19 protein-coding genes are annotated in these 15551 nt (G+C 61.6%); 14 read left to right on the top strand and 5 right to left on the bottom strand.

Annotated features, from left to right (window positions below; genetic code table 11):
• Window positions 1-22: 22 nt before the first annotated feature.
• Genes COL8621_RS17515 through COL8621_RS17455 form a run of 14 tightly spaced genes read left to right on the top strand, consistent with a single transcriptional unit; the run spans window position 23 to window position 11108 of the window.
• A complete protein-coding gene (locus tag COL8621_RS17515) occupies window positions 23-643 on the top strand; it encodes a lytic transglycosylase domain-containing protein (protein ID WP_093968721.1) in 621 nt (206 codons plus the stop codon).
• Window positions 640-933, top strand: coding sequence for a TrbC/VirB2 family protein (locus COL8621_RS17510; RefSeq protein ID WP_093968720.1), 294 nt, complete (start codon window positions 640-642; stop codon window positions 931-933). Before COL8621_RS17515 ends, COL8621_RS17510 begins: the two co-directional genes overlap by 4 nt.
• Window positions 926-1204: a VirB3 family type IV secretion system protein gene (locus tag COL8621_RS17505; protein WP_008327373.1), complete on the top strand. Its 279-nt coding sequence runs from the start codon at window positions 926-928 to the stop codon at window positions 1202-1204. Before COL8621_RS17510 ends, COL8621_RS17505 begins: the two co-directional genes overlap by 8 nt.
• Window positions 1194-3569: a VirB4 family type IV secretion/conjugal transfer ATPase gene (locus COL8621_RS17500; protein WP_093968719.1), complete on the top strand. Its 2376-nt coding sequence runs from the start codon at window positions 1194-1196 to the stop codon at window positions 3567-3569. Before COL8621_RS17505 ends, COL8621_RS17500 begins: the two co-directional genes overlap by 11 nt.
• The gene (locus tag COL8621_RS19230; protein WP_169739164.1) at window positions 3566-3733 is read left to right on the top strand and encodes a hypothetical protein; all 168 of its coding nucleotides are present in this window, start codon (window positions 3566-3568) and stop codon (window positions 3731-3733) included. The genes COL8621_RS17500 and COL8621_RS19230 overlap by 4 nt, the downstream gene beginning before the upstream one ends.
• Complete coding sequence (locus COL8621_RS17495; protein WP_235823939.1) at window positions 3723-4877, top strand: lytic transglycosylase domain-containing protein; 1155 nt, start codon at window positions 3723-3725, stop codon at window positions 4875-4877. Before COL8621_RS19230 ends, COL8621_RS17495 begins: the two co-directional genes overlap by 11 nt.
• Window positions 4877-5686 (top strand): type IV secretion system protein, encoded by an 810-nt coding sequence (locus COL8621_RS17490; protein WP_093968746.1) that lies wholly within the window; start codon window positions 4877-4879, stop codon window positions 5684-5686. Before COL8621_RS17495 ends, COL8621_RS17490 begins: the two co-directional genes overlap by 1 nt.
• A 17-nt stretch (window positions 5687-5703) precedes the next feature.
• Window positions 5704-6357, top strand: coding sequence for a VirB8 family type IV secretion system protein (locus COL8621_RS17485; RefSeq protein ID WP_093968718.1), 654 nt, complete (start codon window positions 5704-5706; stop codon window positions 6355-6357).
• Between the two features lies 1 nt (window position 6358).
• Window positions 6359-7054, top strand: a complete 696-nt coding sequence (locus tag COL8621_RS17480) for a TrbG/VirB9 family P-type conjugative transfer protein (protein ID WP_093968717.1) — start codon at window positions 6359-6361, stop codon at window positions 7052-7054.
• Window positions 7051-8430, top strand: coding sequence for a TraB/TrbI/VirB10 family type IV secretion system protein (locus tag COL8621_RS17475; RefSeq protein ID WP_093968716.1), 1380 nt, complete (start codon window positions 7051-7053; stop codon window positions 8428-8430). Before COL8621_RS17480 ends, COL8621_RS17475 begins: the two co-directional genes overlap by 4 nt.
• A 4-nt stretch (window positions 8431-8434) precedes the next feature.
• A complete protein-coding gene (locus COL8621_RS17470; RefSeq protein WP_093968715.1) occupies window positions 8435-9421 on the top strand; it encodes an ATPase, T2SS/T4P/T4SS family in 987 nt (328 codons plus the stop codon).
• Window positions 9418-9612: a DUF4177 domain-containing protein gene (locus COL8621_RS17465; RefSeq protein WP_093968714.1), complete on the top strand. Its 195-nt coding sequence runs from the start codon at window positions 9418-9420 to the stop codon at window positions 9610-9612. Before COL8621_RS17470 ends, COL8621_RS17465 begins: the two co-directional genes overlap by 4 nt.
• Complete coding sequence (locus tag COL8621_RS17460; protein ID WP_093968713.1) at window positions 9609-10019, top strand: hypothetical protein; 411 nt, start codon at window positions 9609-9611, stop codon at window positions 10017-10019. Before COL8621_RS17465 ends, COL8621_RS17460 begins: the two co-directional genes overlap by 4 nt.
• A gap of 12 nt (window positions 10020-10031) precedes the next feature.
• Window positions 10032-11108 carry a TrbL/VirB6 family protein gene (locus COL8621_RS17455; protein ID WP_093968712.1) on the top strand — a complete coding sequence of 359 codons (1077 nt, stop codon included), beginning with the start codon at window positions 10032-10034 and terminating at the stop codon, window positions 11106-11108.
• 421 nt (window positions 11109-11529) lie between these two features.
• Here the strand turns inward: COL8621_RS17455 and COL8621_RS17450 are convergent, their stop codons facing one another.
• From COL8621_RS17450 to COL8621_RS17430, 5 genes are read right to left on the bottom strand one after another with little or no spacing between them, the layout of a single operon-like run.
• Window positions 11530-11928 (bottom strand): hypothetical protein, encoded by a 399-nt coding sequence (locus COL8621_RS17450; RefSeq protein WP_093968711.1) that lies wholly within the window; start codon window positions 11926-11928, stop codon window positions 11530-11532.
• Window positions 11925-12635 carry an ABC transporter ATP-binding protein gene (locus tag COL8621_RS17445; RefSeq protein ID WP_093968710.1) on the bottom strand — a complete coding sequence of 237 codons (711 nt, stop codon included), beginning with the start codon at window positions 12633-12635 and terminating at the stop codon, window positions 11925-11927. Before COL8621_RS17445 ends, COL8621_RS17450 begins: the two co-directional genes overlap by 4 nt.
• 4 nt (window positions 12636-12639) lie before the next feature.
• Complete coding sequence (locus COL8621_RS17440) at window positions 12640-13776, bottom strand: ABC transporter permease (protein WP_093968709.1); 1137 nt, start codon at window positions 13774-13776, stop codon at window positions 12640-12642.
• Window positions 13773-14936 (bottom strand): efflux RND transporter periplasmic adaptor subunit, encoded by a 1164-nt coding sequence (locus tag COL8621_RS17435; protein WP_093968708.1) that lies wholly within the window; start codon window positions 14934-14936, stop codon window positions 13773-13775. Before COL8621_RS17435 ends, COL8621_RS17440 begins: the two co-directional genes overlap by 4 nt.
• A 4-nt stretch (window positions 14937-14940) precedes the next feature.
• Window positions 14941-15546: a TetR/AcrR family transcriptional regulator gene (locus COL8621_RS17430; RefSeq protein WP_093968707.1), complete on the bottom strand. Its 606-nt coding sequence runs from the start codon at window positions 15544-15546 to the stop codon at window positions 14941-14943.
• Window positions 15547-15551: the final 5 nt, after the last annotated feature.

The raw sequence follows: 15551 nt of genomic DNA, 5'->3' as shown, positions 1-15551 counted from the left end.
CGCCGCGCCAGCTTCAGCGCAAATGGTGCTGGTCATGGAGAGCGACGGCTCCCTGACGCCGTCCCAATCCCAAAATAGCTTCGCGCGCAATTACAATGACGGCATCGGTCAGGGGTCGGCAGCCGATGAACTTGCGATTTTCGGCAGCGATGAAACTGTGCCAGAGCGTGAAGCGATGCGCTTTGCAGCTCGTGTCGGTCCGGCACCCCTGCCCCGCGCCGATGTCCTAAACGCCATAGAGACCACGGCCCTGCGCTATGCCAGCCACCCCGGCCTAAGGCGCGCGGAGCTTTCCGTCACGGACTGGCTGAGCCTCTACCGCGCCAATATCGAAGTGGAGAGCGCCTATCGGCAGGATGCGATCTCACACGCGGGCGCCATTGGCCTTGGTCAGCTGATGCCCGACACCGCGCGCGACCTTGGCGTCGACCCGCGCGATCCACAACAGAACCTCGACGGTTCCGCCCGCTACCTCGCGATGATGCTGGAGCGCTTCGGCGATCCGCATCTGGCGCTTGCCGCCTACAACGCTGGGCCGGACGCCGTGAGCCAACACGGTGGTATTCCCCCTTACCGAGAAACCCAAAACCACGTGGCCCGCGTCATGGCCGTTGTGGCCCGATTGGAAGGATCAAATTCATGAGACAGATTTCAAACCTCTTTGCCGCCTCGCTGGCGCTATTCCTGCTGATTGCCGAACCTGCCCTTGCGCAAAGCATCGATCTCTCCCCGATCCAAAGCTTGTTGCAGGGCATTGTCGATGCGCTGACCGGCCCTCTTGGTGTGGTCATCGCCACACTCGCCGTACTGGGCGTCTTCCTCAGCTGGTTCTTCAACATCATCGACCTGCGCCAGGCGCTCTGGGTCCTCGTGGGCATCGCCGGTGTTGCGGCCGCCCCCACCATCGTTGCCGCGGTCTTTGCCGGTGGCTGAGCGCTCGCCTCTCTTTCTGGGCCTCGTGCGCCCGCCGAAGCTTCTGGGCCTACCCATCATGTACGCGATGGTCTGGCTTTTCGGCTCGGTGCTCTTGTTCGTCTGGGTCCAGCACATTGCGGTGCTGGGCGTGGCCGCCCTGCTCTATCCCGTACTTTGGAAGGCCGCGGATTGGGACCCGCGCTTCATCGATGTGATGATGACGGCGCTGCAGGAGACGCCACCGACGCGGAACCGCTCTATTCATGGCGGGGACAGCTATGCGCCGTGATGACGCCCGCGATGCTGCGCTCGATGCCCGCACAATGACGCCAGACTGGTATGCGCGCGAGACCCGCCTCGCGCATATGCTGCCCTATGTGAGCCTCGTCGACGACCAGACCGTGCGGACCAGAGTGAACGAACTCTTCCGCTGCATCCGGCTCGAGGGGATCAACAGCTACACGACGGACGATGCCTATCTCGACAAGGTGACGGCGCTTTTTGCCCGCATCGTCGCGCAGCTCGGGCCTGAGTTTAGCTATTACGTCCACAAGGTCTCCAAGGCCATCAAACCGGATCTCGACCCGATCCGTGAGCACAGCTTCGCCGGCGAGGTTGACCGGCGCTGGCGCGCGAAACTCGAGACCAGCGGGCTCCGCGACAAAACACTGACGCTCACCGTCATTCACCGCCCGCCCCCGAAAAGCCTCCTGCCGTTCCTGAGCCGCAGCGCGCCGGACCGACTGAAGGAGGAGACCCGCAAACGCCTGCAGCGCCTCGGTGAGGCCGTGAACGTCTTCCTCTCGGGGCTTACCGAACTCAAGCCGCGCCTGCTGTCAGCCGGATCGGGAGAGTTGGTGGGATTTTTGGGCGCGCTCAACACGGGCACCGAGCTGCCGCTCTACCCGGCCAACACCTACGGCTTTCTGTCCTTCAACGTCGCCAATACCCGGGTGACGTTCCACGGCGATCATTTCGAGCTTTCCGAAGGTGTCGTGGGCCATCGCTACGGCAAGAGTTTCACCATCGGGGAATATTCCGAAGGCACCTCCTGCACCATGTTCGACATGCTGAACCTGCCGGTCGACATGATCGTCACCCAGTCCTTCACGCCGATCAATTCGAACCTCATGGCAGGCCGCATCAAGCGGCAAAAGCGGCAGATGCAGGCGAGCCAGGACGCGGCCCTCTCGCTCATGGAAGCCCTCGACATCGCCGCCGATGACCTCGAGGCCAAGCGCCAGAGCTTTGGCGAACACCACATGGTCGTAACGCTCTTTTGCGACACGCTCGAAGAGCTGCAGACCCTCAGCGCCGAGATCGTGAACGCCGCCGCGACCGAAGGCGTGAAGATGATCGGCGAGCGGGTCGCGGCCAAGGCGCATTACCTGAGCCAACATCCCGGCAACCAGCCCAAGCGCGTGCGTGCCAGCGCCGTCACCAATCGCAACTTCGCGGATTTTGCGGCCTTTCACCGGACACAGCTCGGCAAACCGGCCGCGAAAACCCCATGGGGCCGGGTCGTCACATATTTGCCCACGCCGGAGCAAAGCGCCTATCGGTTTTCCTATCACGAGCAGGGATCGCCCGACAAAGAACCGACCAGCGGCCATACCCTGATCATGGGGCGGCCCGGGTCCGGCAAATCGGTGCTGTCGGCCTTCCTGATGACCCAAGCCCGTCGCGCAGGGGCGCGGATCTTCGTCTTCGATTACCGTCTTGGCATGGAGATGGCGGTGCGCGCCAATGGCGGGCGCTACGCCTCCCTGAACGCCGGCCAGCCCACGGGTCTCAACCCGCTCTGGACAGAGACCGATGCGCGGGGCACCGCGTGGCTCTCGGACTGGCTTGCCACGCTTCTTTACCGCGCCGACAAGCCGCTCACACCGGCACAGACCAATCGCATCCAAGAAGTGGTGCGCCAGAACGCGCAGGCCTCCAATCCGGCCCTGCGGAACTGGCGGGATTTCGCATCTCTTTTTGTGTCCACCGATGATGGCGGCGATCTGCACCAGCGCCTGCTCGAGTGGACCGAAGACGGCCGCTATGGCTGGATCTTCGGGCAGAGCCTCGAGGACACGTTCTCGCTCAAGGGCGATGTGGTGGGCTTCGATCTGACCGGCATTCTCGACAGCGAGGCCGACAAGGAGCGGATGGCGGTCCTCTCCTATCTTTTCCGCCGGGTCGAACGCGAGATCGAGGATCGCCGCCCCACCATCATCGTGATCGACGAGGCTTGGAAGGCGCTCGACAACGCGTATTTCGCCGAACGGTTGTCGAACTGGCTGGTGACCGCGCGCAAGCAGAACACGGTTGCCGTGATGATGACGCAATACGCAAGCCAGCTCGAACGCACCCGGACCGGCAAGACCATCGTCGAGGCCGTGCCGACGCAGATCCTGCTGCCCAATATCCGCGCGCAGCCTGCGGACTACGCCATGCTGAACCTCACGGAGAAGGAACTCGACGTCCTTCTCAACACGGGCAGCAACAGCCGCCTCGCACTGATCCGCGACGATCAGGGCTCGATCGTGGTCGACGCCGATCTGAGCGCCCTTGGGCCCAATCTCACGATCCTTGGCGGCATGGAAAAGGGAGAAGCGCTTGTCGGCGCCGATTACCGCGACCGCCCAGATTTTTGGAGGCTTTCATGATCCGTATTCTTGTCGCTTTGGCTGCGCTCGGCGCGCTTGCCTCCTGCACCCAGTACCGGGAGCCGCAGGCGAACTGCTTCACATTCCTTGCGTCGACGGCACCCGTCGCGCCTGATTGCCACTTCACGCCCCTTGGCACCCCGGAGGGCGACATTGAAGTCTAGCCTGCCTCATATCCTGGCGTTTTGCCTGCTGCCCGGTCTCGGCATCGCCCAAGGCGTGCCGACCAATGACAGTGGGCTGACCGCGCGTGATATTGTCGAGACCGGCGATCGCGACGCAGACTTGGCTGTTCAGGCCGACAAGCTTGCAGTGCGCGAACTCATCGCGGAGATCGAACGGGAGCAGCTTGAAACCCTCCGACGCATCCTCGATGCTCAGACCAGCTTCGGCGGTCAGGGCCTGCCGGCTATGGTCTCGGGGCTGGAAAGCGGCAGCGGCGATCCCGACCGCTCTGTGGCGGCGGTCTATGGCACGGGCGAGATAGATCCCAATCGCGGCGGTGCGCAGATGTTCGGGGATGCGTCTGAGACCATCGAGCAGCTCATCATCCGGGTCGCCCAGGAAACCAGCGGCTTTGCGGGTGTTGGCCGCGCGGGCCTCTCGCCCGTCCAGTGGCGAGCGCTTCTACAGGCCCTCATCTGGCAGGAAAGCCGGTTTACGATTGGGGCACGGTCGCCAGTCGGTGCCTTCGGTCTCACCCAGATCATGCCGGGCACGGCCAGCGATCTGGGCATCAACCCGGAATACTATGACAGCCCCTACCTACAGGTGCATGGCGGCGCGCGCTATCTCGCGACCCAGCTCAACACATTCGATGGCAACATCATCAACGCCCTCGCGGCCTATAACGCCGGACCCGGCCGGGTCTTCGAGTATGGCGGCGTTCCGCCCTTTCGCGAGACCCAGCACTACGTCCAGGTGATCCCCGTACGCTATAACCTCTATTTGACCCGTATCGGCGGGATCGAATCGCTTGGCACGATCGATCCGGCGCTTCTCGCCAATGCCAACCTCTCGCTCACGGGTCATGGGGCAGCCTTTTATGGCAGCAACTCACCAGCCGCGATCCGCCAAGCCGCCCTGCGCATTTCCGACATCGTCACGCGGATTTCCGAGACCGAGGATGTGCAGGAGAGCGTCGCGCTCAACACCAATGCACGCGCCGAACTCGTGCGTCTCGTGGCTGCCCGCATCCGGCTTCAGGCGGCACGCACCCGCGTCATCTCCGCCGAGGAGCTGGCCCAGGCCAGCGCCCGCATGGCCGAAGGCGCGTTCATGGATTTTACGATCAGGGAGATTGAATGATGGGACATCTGCTCTTGAGGACAGCTTTGGCCACGACACTTGGCGTTGGCTTGCAGTTCAGCGCCCTACCCCCTGCCGCAGCACAAGGTGTACCGGTCGTCGACACCCAGAACATCGCACAAAACATCCAGCAGCTCCGGCAGATGATCGAGGACGAGATTCTGCAAAACGAGCAGCTGACGCAGCTCCGCGAACAGCTCGGCCTTCTCACGGATCAACTCGCGGAGCTGCAAAGAACCTATGAAGCGCTCACCCGACTTGCCGAGCTTCCGGAAATCATCCGCACCGAGATGGAAGACGAACTCAATGGCCTGCTCGACCAGGAGTTCGGCGACATCCTCGCCACGATTGAGGCGATCAAGACTGGGGATTTCTCGGGCCTGTCCGGTTCTGGCGCAGGCGAAATCGAAACCCAGATGGACCGGGTGCTGGCCGATCTCGGCTTCGATGAAGACACCCTCTCGGAAATGGCCACCAGCGGCAATCCCGGCGCCAACCGCGTGGCGACGCAGGCAACAACCGGTGCGCTCGTCTCGGCGGCGGCCCAGAACAGCTACGACGATGCAGGCCAATCGCTCGCGCGGGTAGACCGCCTTGTCGGGCTCATCGACGACATGGAAGAGCTCAAGCAAAGCGTCGATCTCAACACGCGCGTGACAGCTGAATTGGCCATCGCCCTCGTGGCAATGTGGCAGCTGGAAGCGATTCAAACCGTGGGCGATGGCACGGGCGGCGTGATTGATGCCGCCACCATCGCCGAAGAGCAGCGCTTCATGGATTTCACGCTACCGGACCTCCGGGCAGACTGATCGTGGGGGCATGACGGGTGGCGACTGAACAAGAAATCATCGAGGAAGAACTGGTCTATGGTGCCCTGCGCCGCGAACGGCTCTGGCAACGCCTTGGTCTGACAGGTCTTGTCTTCGGCATCATCGGCTGTCTGAGCGCAGCAGCAGTCTCGATCCTCGATGTCGATCCGCCCCCCGTCGTTGTCCCCTATGATCCCGCCACTGGTTTTGCCCTGCCCGAGGCGTCCGTTGGGGCCACATCCGTCACCGCCAACCAGGCGATCATCGAGGCGGAGGTGTTCCGCTATGTGACCGACCGGGAGGTCTATAACCAGCTCGACAACGATCTGCGCATCCGCAGCGTCCTGCGCCGCTCGGACGGAGCTGCCGAGAGCGGGCTGCGTCAGATCTGGAACAGCGCCAACGAGAATTACCCGCCGACGGTCTATGGCCCAAATGCTCGGCTCGACGTGGAAATCCTCAGCATCAACCGGATCGGAACCAACCGCGCGACGGTCCGCCTGCGCAAGCGCCTGACGTCCATTAACGGCACCCAGACCGGCCTCTTCACTGCGACGCTTCTCTTCGAGTTCCGCCCGGAGACCCGCCGCTCCATCGATGAGGTCTGGACCAACCCCTTCGGCTTCACCGTGCGCGAATATTCCATCCGCTCCGACAGATTGGAGAATTAGTTTGATCAATAAGGTCTTTGTTGCTGCCATATTTGTTTTGCTGCCCGGCCTTGCCTTTGCCGAAGCGATCCCGCGCGGTGGTCCAAATGACAGCCGCGTGCGGTTGGCAACATATCAGGAAGGCCAGGTCTACCGCCTCAGCGTCTCGCTCACCCATGTCACCACCATCGAGTTTGGGATCGGTGAAAGCATCCGCTCGATTATCGCGGGCGACACGGAAGGGTTTGAGATCGACGGCGTGCCCGGCGGTCAGGCCTTTGCAATCAAGCCCGTCGCGCGCGGTGTCCATACCAATGTGACAGTCTATACGAACAGGCGCAGCTACTATTTCAACGTCGAGGAGGTCCGCAGCCCAACCTTCTACGTGGTGCAGTTCCGCTATCCTGAGGACGATGCGCGCCCGACCCGGGCCATCGCCGCCCAAGCGCCGAACTACAATTACGGCGCCAGCGCACGCACCGAATTCACCCCGACCCGCATCTGGGATGACGGGACGTTCACGTATTTCGCGTTTCCGCGGAACGCACCTGTGCCAGCGATCTTTCGCTACGCGGGCGGCCGCGAGCGCACGGTCAACACGCAAACCCCTGAAGACGGCGTGATCCGCGTCAGCGGCGTAAACCGCCAATGGGTCCTGCGACTTGGCGAAGAGGTGGTCTGCATCGAGGCGATCCCGCCCGCGGAGGCCGCCTCATGAGCGATACCGAGAACACCGAGCTGGAAAAACGCCTCGCCGCCCTCGAGAAAGGCAGTGCCCGCGCGCCCATAGCGGCGCAGCGCCGGTCGCCCCTTCTTGCGCTGATCGTGGTGCTCGTCATCGGCGCGGGTGGTGCCCTGCTTTATCTCCTCTCACAGCCCGACGAAGAGGAAGCCTTGCCGACGGCCACCCCGGACGTCTTCCAAAACGAGGGCGACGGCTTTGGCGCCATCGAGACCTTGCCCCCGCCCGAGCCCGAGGTTGTGTTCGTCGAACCGGGTCCAGTCGAGCCCAACGCCGAGCTTCTGGCGCAGATCACCGCGCTGCAGGCGCAGATCGAGGAATTGCGCAACGCCCCTGAACCGGTCGTCGAGGAAGACACCGCCGCCGCAGAGGCAATCGACGCGCTGACCACTCAGATTGCGGCGCTGCAAGCCGCCTCGGAAGCAGCACAGCAACGGTTCCAGGACGAACTGACGGCGCGGGATCGCAGCCTTGAGCAACTCCGCATGGATCTGGAATTGGCCCAACTCGAGGCCAGCCGACCGCAACCCGCGCCAACGGGCCCCACGGAGGATGAGCTGCGCGCACGCGAGCAAGAGCGACTGCGCCGCGAGGAAGAAGCCCGGCGCATGGCCGAGCTGGAGCGCCGGGCCGCGGAGGAACGCGCCTTCCAGGAGCGGCGCATCGCCTCGCCCACCATCGCGTTTGGCGGTGCCTCAGGAGCGAATGAAACGGCTCTGACCGAACGCACCTTCGGCGAGGTGACGGATTTCGTGCTGAACGGTGCGTTGCCCTCCACCGTGACGCAGGCCGAGGTGATCGCCAATCCCTCCAACACCATCGTGCAGGGCACCATGATCCAGGCCGTCATGGAAACAGCCCTCGACAGCTCCCTCCCCGGCCAGACCCGCGCCGTGGTGTCCGAGGATGTCTACAGCGTCGATGGCGCGCGCCTCTTGATCCCCCGCGGATCCCGCCTCATCGGGCGCTACCGCGCCGGCGTCGATATCGCGCAGCGCCGCGTCACGATTGCCTGGGACCGGATCATCCTGCCCAACAACCAGACCGTCCAGATCAGCTCCTTCGGGGGGGATGAATTGGGCCGCTCCGGTGTCACCGGCTTTGTGGACACACGCTTTGCCGAGCGTTTCGGGTCGGCCGCCCTGATCTCGCTGATCTCGGCCGCGCCAAGTGCCGCCGCCTCCGAGGTTCAGGATGAGACTGCCGCCGACGTTCTCGAAGACGTTGGCGATGATCTGGCAGATGCCACGGACAGCGTCATTGGCGATTACCTCTCTATCGGCCCCGTCATCTATGTCGACCAGGGCGCCCGCGTCACCGTCATGGTCGACCGCGATCTGGAGATATTCTGAGCCCATGTCGCTGAGCTATCTCGAAACCTCGCTCGACCGGATCGACGCCGCCGCTCGCGACGATGTCATCGAGATCTGCATCAACCCTGATGGCACCTGCTGGGGCGAATTCCAGGGCGATCACTTCATGCGCGCGCTGGACCAGAGGCTGACCGGCGTTCAGGTCAGGGACCTCGGCAACCAGATCGCCTCCTCGGCCAACACGACGATGAGCAAGGATCGCCCCATCGTCTCAGTCTCGATCACCTACAAGGGCCGCCCGATCCGGGCACAGGTCATCACCCCGCCCGCCGTGCTCTCGGCCATGTCGATCAGCCTGCGGTTCTTCTCAAGCCTGCCGCTCGAGGGTATCGCGCTCGACTTTCTCTATGGCAAAGAACGCAAGCTCGAAGACCTGCGCGTGGAAAAGAAGCGCGCCTTGCGCGCCGTGGTGGCCGCGGGTTTGATCGATGATGCGCTCGCCTTCTGCGTCGAGAACAAACTCAACATGATCGTCTCGGGCGGCACCTCCACCGGCAAGACCGTCGCCGCGCGCAAAATCCTCTCTCACGTACCGTCCGAGGAACGCATCGTGACCATCGAGGAAGCCGCCGAGCTTCTGCCGACCCAGCCAAATGCCGTGACCCTCATCGCCAATCGTGACGCAGAATTCCAGACCGCCGACGTGCTTCTCACTGCGACGCTGCGCATGCGCCCCGACCGGATTATCCTCGGCGAGGTGCGCGGCAAGGAGGCCATGACCTTTCTGGAAGCCATCAACACCGGCCATGGCGGGTCCATGACCACACTGCATGCCGAAACCCCGCAACTCGCCGTGCAGCGGCTCGCGATCGCGGCACTCAAGACCGAAATCCCGATGACCTATGCCGACATGATCCAGTACATCGAGAACTCCATCGACGTGATCATCCAGGCCGGCCGCCACGACGGCAAACGCGGCATCACCGAATTCTACCTCCCCGGCGCAACTGAGATTGGAACTTCCCCATGAAGACCTTTGAATACAATATCCTGTCCTTTCCCATGACCCGCAAAACCGGCCTTGCCGACATGCAGACCTGCCTGAACGAGAAGGGCGCAGACGGCTGGGAGGTGGTGTCAATCAGCACTTCGGAATTCGCCAATATCGGGCACACCGTTTTCCTGAAGCGCGAAACCACACCCGCTGGAGCCACGGCATGAGGCAGGCGCAGCACCTCGCCTTGGCCGCGCTGGCCCTAAGCCTGACGCCTACCTTCGCCGTTGCCGAGCGCAACCTAGTGCCAACCCTCGATCGCAGCTTTGACGTCTGTCCGGACCGGCCCGCCGAGCCCGTCTGGATGCAGGAAATTCCGCTCCGCCAAGCCTATCAGCGCGTGTTGGTTCAAGACATCTACCGCGCCCAGAACCTCGAGCGCATCGTCGAGACCGGCAGCTGCGACTGCGAGACCCGGTTCCCGTCCTGGGACGCTGCCGAGGCTGTGTTTCGGGAAAAATACGCGAGCAACGAACGGTGGGAAATGCTGCAATCCTCGGACGCCTACAACCGCCGCGCCAACGCCGCCCGAACTGCCGCCAAGGCCATCTGCGACGCCGCAGGCAATTGGTAAGGCAGCCCCGCGATGAGTGTCGTCACCTACTTCGTTGAAACCTCCCAGGCCTATCTCGACACCGCTGCCGAAACCCAGTTTGGTGCGGTTGCGGCAACAGTCGGCACGCTCCTGGTTTTGGGGACAACGCTGGTGGTGATCCTCGTCGGCATCAACATGATCTATCAATATCGGGCCATGGATGGGCACACAGCCTTCTGGCTCGCGGTCAAGATCGGGCTCATCGGGATATTCGCGACCAATTGGATGCAGTTCAACGCGTTCTCATCTGCCATTCTCTATGGGATCGACAGTATCGCGGGCGCGCTGGTGGCCTCGGTCGGCGGCGGCAGTCCGGGGCCCTCTGGAACTTTCGCCGAAGAATTCGACCGGCTGATCGCGGAGCTGGGCGACTATCTGAACGCTGCCGGGTCCGAGCTCAACTGGATGGCCGGCGCCATGCTCGACATTGTCGGTGTGCTTCTGCTCTCGATCCTCGGCGGGTTGGCCGCCTTTATCCTAGTGGCCTCCCGACTGATGATCGCGCTTCTGATCGGGATCGCCCCGGTGATGATTTTCCTGACGCTGTTCGAGGTGACCAAGGATTACTTCGCGCGTTGGTTATCCGCGCTGATTTCCTTTGCGCTATACCCCATCGTCGTCGCAGGCGTGTTCGCAACGATCACAGGCGTTTCCTCCGCGCTCATCGGTGAACTAGGCGATCCCGAAGGGGCCTCAAACATCGGCGCGCTCATCCCCTTCTTCATGATGGTGCTCATGGCCAAGGGCTTCATTATCGCCACACCCTTCATCGTCCGCGCGATCTCCGGCAACATCATGATGCCCGCCCTCTCCGGAGGTCTCGGCGGCGGCTACAGCTTTGCCCGCGCCGCCATGGGAAGCCAGCAGGCCTACAATCGCTACCTCATCGGCGGGGCCAGTGGCGCAGAATACGCAGCCCTCAGGGCGCGGCAGTTCTTTGGCGTGCAGCAAATGCCCGTGAGGCAAGGCATGGGGCAGACAGGTCAGGCAAGTGGCCCAGGGTCACCGGGGGCCGGGTCCCAGATGTTGGCGCAACTGGCCCGGCTGGGAAGGTTGGGGAGGCGGTGACTGGTCTGATGGCCGCGACGCGGGAGAAACTACTATTCCGCTGCTCTTGCGCCAACATCTGGTTCATTACGCTTTGCGATCCTTCAGTTGGAACTGCACACGATTTGCAGATCCTCACTTGTTACAGCTCGGATTTCGTAGGAATGTTTGTCCACTCCTCCAAAGGCGCTGCAATCAAGCTCCTCTTGCGGCAGACACAGTAACAATTCGGGAAATGCTGACTGGTGTCAGCGCTGTCCAAGCTAATTACTTACTCTTCAGGAACCTTAGTATTTCAATACTTCTTTGTAAGCGCGAAAGCGCGATGTCGTTGTGAGGTTAGTTCGCTACATGAGCCAACCGCGCACTAATAAACCTTTCTTGGAAACAAGAAACTGCCACTTATCGAGCCGTGCTTTAGATATCAGTGCCTTCCGATCGATCAGTTGGCAGCAGCACTTCGGAACGCGACGACTGCAATCACAACCCACACGACAAGACGTAAAACCATTGCGCCCACGGTGCGCATCTCAAATGCCTCTCCTTGCAAAATATGCAAGCCGAATAGCGCGAAAACACCCGCAATTCCCGCTGCGAGACCAATAGCCGTCCACGCCGCCCAACGTTGGTGCATCGCGATCCCAATACCAGCAAGAACATAGAGAAATCCGGACAGGAAGTTGAACCACAGAACAAACGGAACCGCATCCCCAGCGGCTTCCTTCGCGGCGGAACCTCCAAATAAAACGCGCCCGCCGGATATGATGGTTAGCATTCCAAACACGACTGCGACGCCCGCCGTAATCCGCAATGACCAACTTTTTGATGAATGTGCTGTCATGGCTCTTCTCCCCTTTCGTATTCCAAAACCCCATCGCGCAAATGAAACAGACGGTCGAAACGATCGTAGATCTTTTCGTCGTGGGTCACCGCGACGATGCAGGCGTCCTGCTCGGAAGCGAGCTTGCGCAACAAATCCACAACGATTCCTGCTCGTTTGCTGTCCAGCGCAGCCGTCGGCTCATCGGCCAGAATGATACGGGGATTGTTGGCGAGCGCCCGGGCAATGGCTACGCGTTGCGCTTCTCCACCGGACAGAAGTGCTGGCATGGCTGCTGCACGGTGGCCGACCTCAAGGTAATCGAGCAGTTCAGTTGCACGCGCCTGCGCATCGGCACCAGACTTGCCCGAGAGTGTCAGCACAAGCGCGACGTTATCGCGCGCGTTGAGAAAGGGCAGCAAGTTGTGGAACTGAAAAATGAAGCCGATCTTGTCGAGCCGGAGTTTGCGCAGATCACCGCGCAGCCAGCGGTTGTCAAAGACAAGCTCCCCATCCAGCGTCACCTGACCTTTCGTTGGGTCGATGATGCAGCCGACGACGTTAAGCAGAGTGGTCTTGCCTGAGCCCGACGGTCCGAGCAGTGCTACCACTTCGCCTTGCCGCACCGTCAAGTTGATGTCACGCAGCGCGTCGACGCGGGTCTCACCCTCGCCAAAGTGCTTGGAAACACCGGAGATTTCGATCAAGGGCGGGCGTGGGCTGTCCATCGTGCTATCCCCCGATTGCCGTGGCCGGATCGACTTTCAGTGCAGCACGCACACCAAGACCGCTGGCAAAGATGCACACGACAATGATGATCCCGCCAAGGGCTGCGGCATTTACAGGTTCCAGCACCACGCGGCGCGGAAAGACGTCCTTCACGAGCAGGATCAGAACTAAACCAAAGCTCCAACCCACCAGCCCAAGTGCAAGAGATTGCTGTACGATCAAGCCGACAATGGTTTTGTCTGGCGCGCCGATCAGTTTCAATGTGGCGATCTGCTTCAGCTTTTCCATCGTCATCGTATAGATGATCAGCGCAATCACTACTGCCGAGACGGTCAGCAAGATGCCTAGGAAAAGGCCGATCTGCCGTTTTGCGCGGTCAACAACCGAGCCGATCAGGATCCCCTCCTGTTCCCCCTGCGTTAGTGCGCCAAGGTGTTTCCATTGACGGACGGTTTGCGCCACCTGCTGCACGTTGGCGTTAGGATCAAGTCTTGCGATCACTGCTGCGACCGTATCGCCGCTTTCCGCAAGCCCAATGCCACGCGCCGCCTGAACCCTTTGAGCGGGTGGCGCCAGTTGTGATTGCAGTACCTGAGCGTCCGCCAGCGTGATGAAAACTGCGGGATCGCCGCCGGAGTTCATGACGTCATCGACCAACCCGACAACCGCGAAGCTGTCCCGCCCAAGGGTAATCCGATCCCCCACTGCAAGCCCGGTCTGCCGGTCGGCGATAAGCTCAAAGTGAGTCTGCGTGATGCCGCGCCCATCGGTAACTGTCTGCGGCCCGCCGGGATGTCCGGGCTCGTAACCGATCACATAGAGACGCAGGGGAACGCCCGCGTTGCTGGCCTCGACAGTCTGATAAGTGATGCTGCCGGTCTCTGCCACGCCATGCAGCCGTGCCACGGCATCACGGGTAGTGCCGGGGATCTGCGATGCCTCTGCGAATGGCCCCTGTGTACCGGATTCTACAACCCAAAGATCAACCTGCGGCGCTCTAACGATATTCAGTGCGTCAGCCACAAGACCGTTGTAAATGCCGATCATCGCCAGAACCACGGCCATCAGAAGGCTGAGCCCAAGACAGGTCAGCACGAAGCGAAACAGGTTATGGCGCACATCCCGGTAAGCAAGATTCATAGCTCATCCTCCGCGATAGGACGCGCTCTGCGCCCTTCGGACAGACCATTGACCGGTGCGGACACGACCAAAGCGCCTTCGGGAACTCCACTTACTATTTCCAGGCGCGCGTCTGCGGTGCGGTAGCCGAGAACGATTGCAAGCTCAGTCATTCGCCCGTCCTGCAACACCCAGACGCGACCCCGATGGCCGTCAAAACCTCGGACTGCGATCTCTGGAACAAGCAGCGCCTCGGCGAGTGTAGCAACGGTAATCCGCACTTCGGCCTGCTCGCCCAGATAGATCTCCGACGGACAGCGATCACAGGCAATCCAGATACGCCGTTCCTCGTTCACCCGGTCACTTTCGATACCAATACGCGCCACAGTGCCCGAAAATATCTCGTGCGGCAGCGACCGCAGACGGACTTCAGCAATCTGGCCCAAAGTGACGCTTCCGGCGCGGGCCTCATCGACATAGGCCAGCGTCCAAACAGTGCGTGGATCCATCAGGGTAAAAATGGAATCGCCCGCACGAACCACGGTGCCCGCTTCGACATGGCGATCTACGACAATCGCATCATAAGGTGCCCGCAGGATATGATGGTCTAGCAGCGCAACCTCATAGCGAAGGGCTGCTTCCGCATCGGTGCGATGTGCCTGGGCGACGCTGATCTCCGTTTCGGCGACGGCAAGTTCAGCCCTGGCGACTTCTAAGTCGCGTTGTGCTTCTTCCGCCACCTGTGCCGAAATTGTATTGTTCAGCACGAGCGCTTGTCGCCGGGCATTGGCGGCCTCGCTTTGCGCAAGCACTGCCTCGGCGCGTACCACATTTGCACGCGTTCGTCCAAGCGTTGCGACTGCAGCCGCAACCACAGCCTCAGCCCGCGCAACGCGGGCTTCCTGTTCGGCGGAATGGAGACGGGCCAGAACCTGACCCTCCGCGACCGCTTCACCACTGTCGACAGCAAGATCCGTCAATGCGGCCCCAACCTCAAAACCGATCCGCGACATGATCCGTGCCTCGACCGTGCCCAAACCATAGACACGTACTGGGACATCCCGCTCCACACGGACAACTAAGACCTGGAGAGGGCGCTGGTTCAAGAACACCCATCCTCCTGCGCCCACCAAGGCGAAGAGCAGCAGAAAGATGAGATTTCGACGTGTCCGCTTTTTCATAGCCCTACTCCTCTCCCGTTACACCACGGAACAACGCGATCTGGGCGTCGAGAACTCGCGCACCCTCCTCTGCAAGCGGAAATGCGCGATTACCCAAAGACCAGCGGATTGCCATGCCTTGGATCAGGGAAATGAGCAGGACTGCGCCGTCCTCTGGCGCAAGGTCGCTGCGAACTTGCCCTGCATCGCGGGCCTGCGACAACTCAGACCGCAGAAGGCCCTGAAGGCGCAACATCAAGGCCCTAAAGATCTGACACAGGTCCGCGTTCTCTGTCTGCAACTCGCGCGAATGCAGAATTGCGGGGATGGCAGGGTTGGCTTCAATTTGGCGCAACTGCACGAGAACGAGCGCCACAAGTCGTTGAAGGGGATCAGTCTTGTTCGCGAGCTCCCTTTCCCATGCACCCTTCATGCCTTCTGCGATGGCGTCCGCTACAGCCAGCCACAAAGTTTGTTTTGAGGGGAAATGCCGGAATATCGCAGGCTGAGTCAGCCCGACGGCGTCGGCGACCGCTTGGGTTGTTAAGCGGTCTGGTCCGAGTTCATCGGCCAAGCGCAAGGTTGTAGCGACAATCTCGGTCTTCCGGTCATTCGCTGCCTTACGCGCCATTTGGA

The sequence above is a fragment of the Actibacterium lipolyticum genome (assembly GCF_900184935.1).
In the GTDB taxonomy this organism is placed as follows: Bacteria; Pseudomonadota; Alphaproteobacteria; order Rhodobacterales; family Rhodobacteraceae; genus Actibacterium_A; species Actibacterium_A lipolyticum.
This window is presented reverse-complemented; position numbering and strand designations above follow the sequence as displayed.

What these genes read in the sequence shown, in the direction of transcription:
- COL8621_RS17475 (WP_093968716.1), top strand. Translation starts at nt 7,051, where the DNA reads ATGAGCGATACCGAGAACACCGAGCTGGAAAAACGCCTCGCCGCCCTC.
- COL8621_RS17455 (WP_093968712.1), top strand. Translation starts at nt 10,032, where the DNA reads ATGAGTGTCGTCACCTACTTCGTTGAAACCTCCCAGGCCTATCTCGAC.
- COL8621_RS17515 (WP_093968721.1), top strand. Translation starts at nt 23, where the DNA reads ATGGTGCTGGTCATGGAGAGCGACGGCTCCCTGACGCCGTCCCAATCC.
- COL8621_RS19230 (WP_169739164.1), top strand. Translation starts at nt 3,566, where the DNA reads ATGATCCGTATTCTTGTCGCTTTGGCTGCGCTCGGCGCGCTTGCCTCC.
- COL8621_RS17435 (WP_093968708.1), bottom strand. Translation starts at nt 14,936, where the DNA reads ATGAAAAAGCGGACACGTCGAAATCTCATCTTTCTGCTGCTCTTCGCC.
- COL8621_RS17510 (WP_093968720.1), top strand. Translation starts at nt 640, where the DNA reads ATGAGACAGATTTCAAACCTCTTTGCCGCCTCGCTGGCGCTATTCCTG.
- COL8621_RS17440 (WP_093968709.1), bottom strand. Translation starts at nt 13,776, where the DNA reads ATGAATCTTGCTTACCGGGATGTGCGCCATAACCTGTTTCGCTTCGTG.
- COL8621_RS17490 (WP_093968746.1), top strand. Translation starts at nt 4,877, where the DNA reads ATGGGACATCTGCTCTTGAGGACAGCTTTGGCCACGACACTTGGCGTT.
- COL8621_RS17500 (WP_093968719.1), top strand. Translation starts at nt 1,194, where the DNA reads ATGCGCCGTGATGACGCCCGCGATGCTGCGCTCGATGCCCGCACAATG.
- COL8621_RS17465 (WP_093968714.1), top strand. Translation starts at nt 9,418, where the DNA reads ATGAAGACCTTTGAATACAATATCCTGTCCTTTCCCATGACCCGCAAA.
- COL8621_RS17445 (WP_093968710.1), bottom strand. Translation starts at nt 12,635, where the DNA reads ATGGACAGCCCACGCCCGCCCTTGATCGAAATCTCCGGTGTTTCCAAG.
- COL8621_RS17430 (WP_093968707.1), bottom strand. Translation starts at nt 15,546, where the DNA reads ATGGCGCGTAAGGCAGCGAATGACCGGAAGACCGAGATTGTCGCTACA.
- COL8621_RS17470 (WP_093968715.1), top strand. Translation starts at nt 8,435, where the DNA reads ATGTCGCTGAGCTATCTCGAAACCTCGCTCGACCGGATCGACGCCGCC.
- COL8621_RS17460 (WP_093968713.1), top strand. Translation starts at nt 9,609, where the DNA reads ATGAGGCAGGCGCAGCACCTCGCCTTGGCCGCGCTGGCCCTAAGCCTG.
- COL8621_RS17450 (WP_093968711.1), bottom strand. Translation starts at nt 11,928, where the DNA reads ATGACAGCACATTCATCAAAAAGTTGGTCATTGCGGATTACGGCGGGC.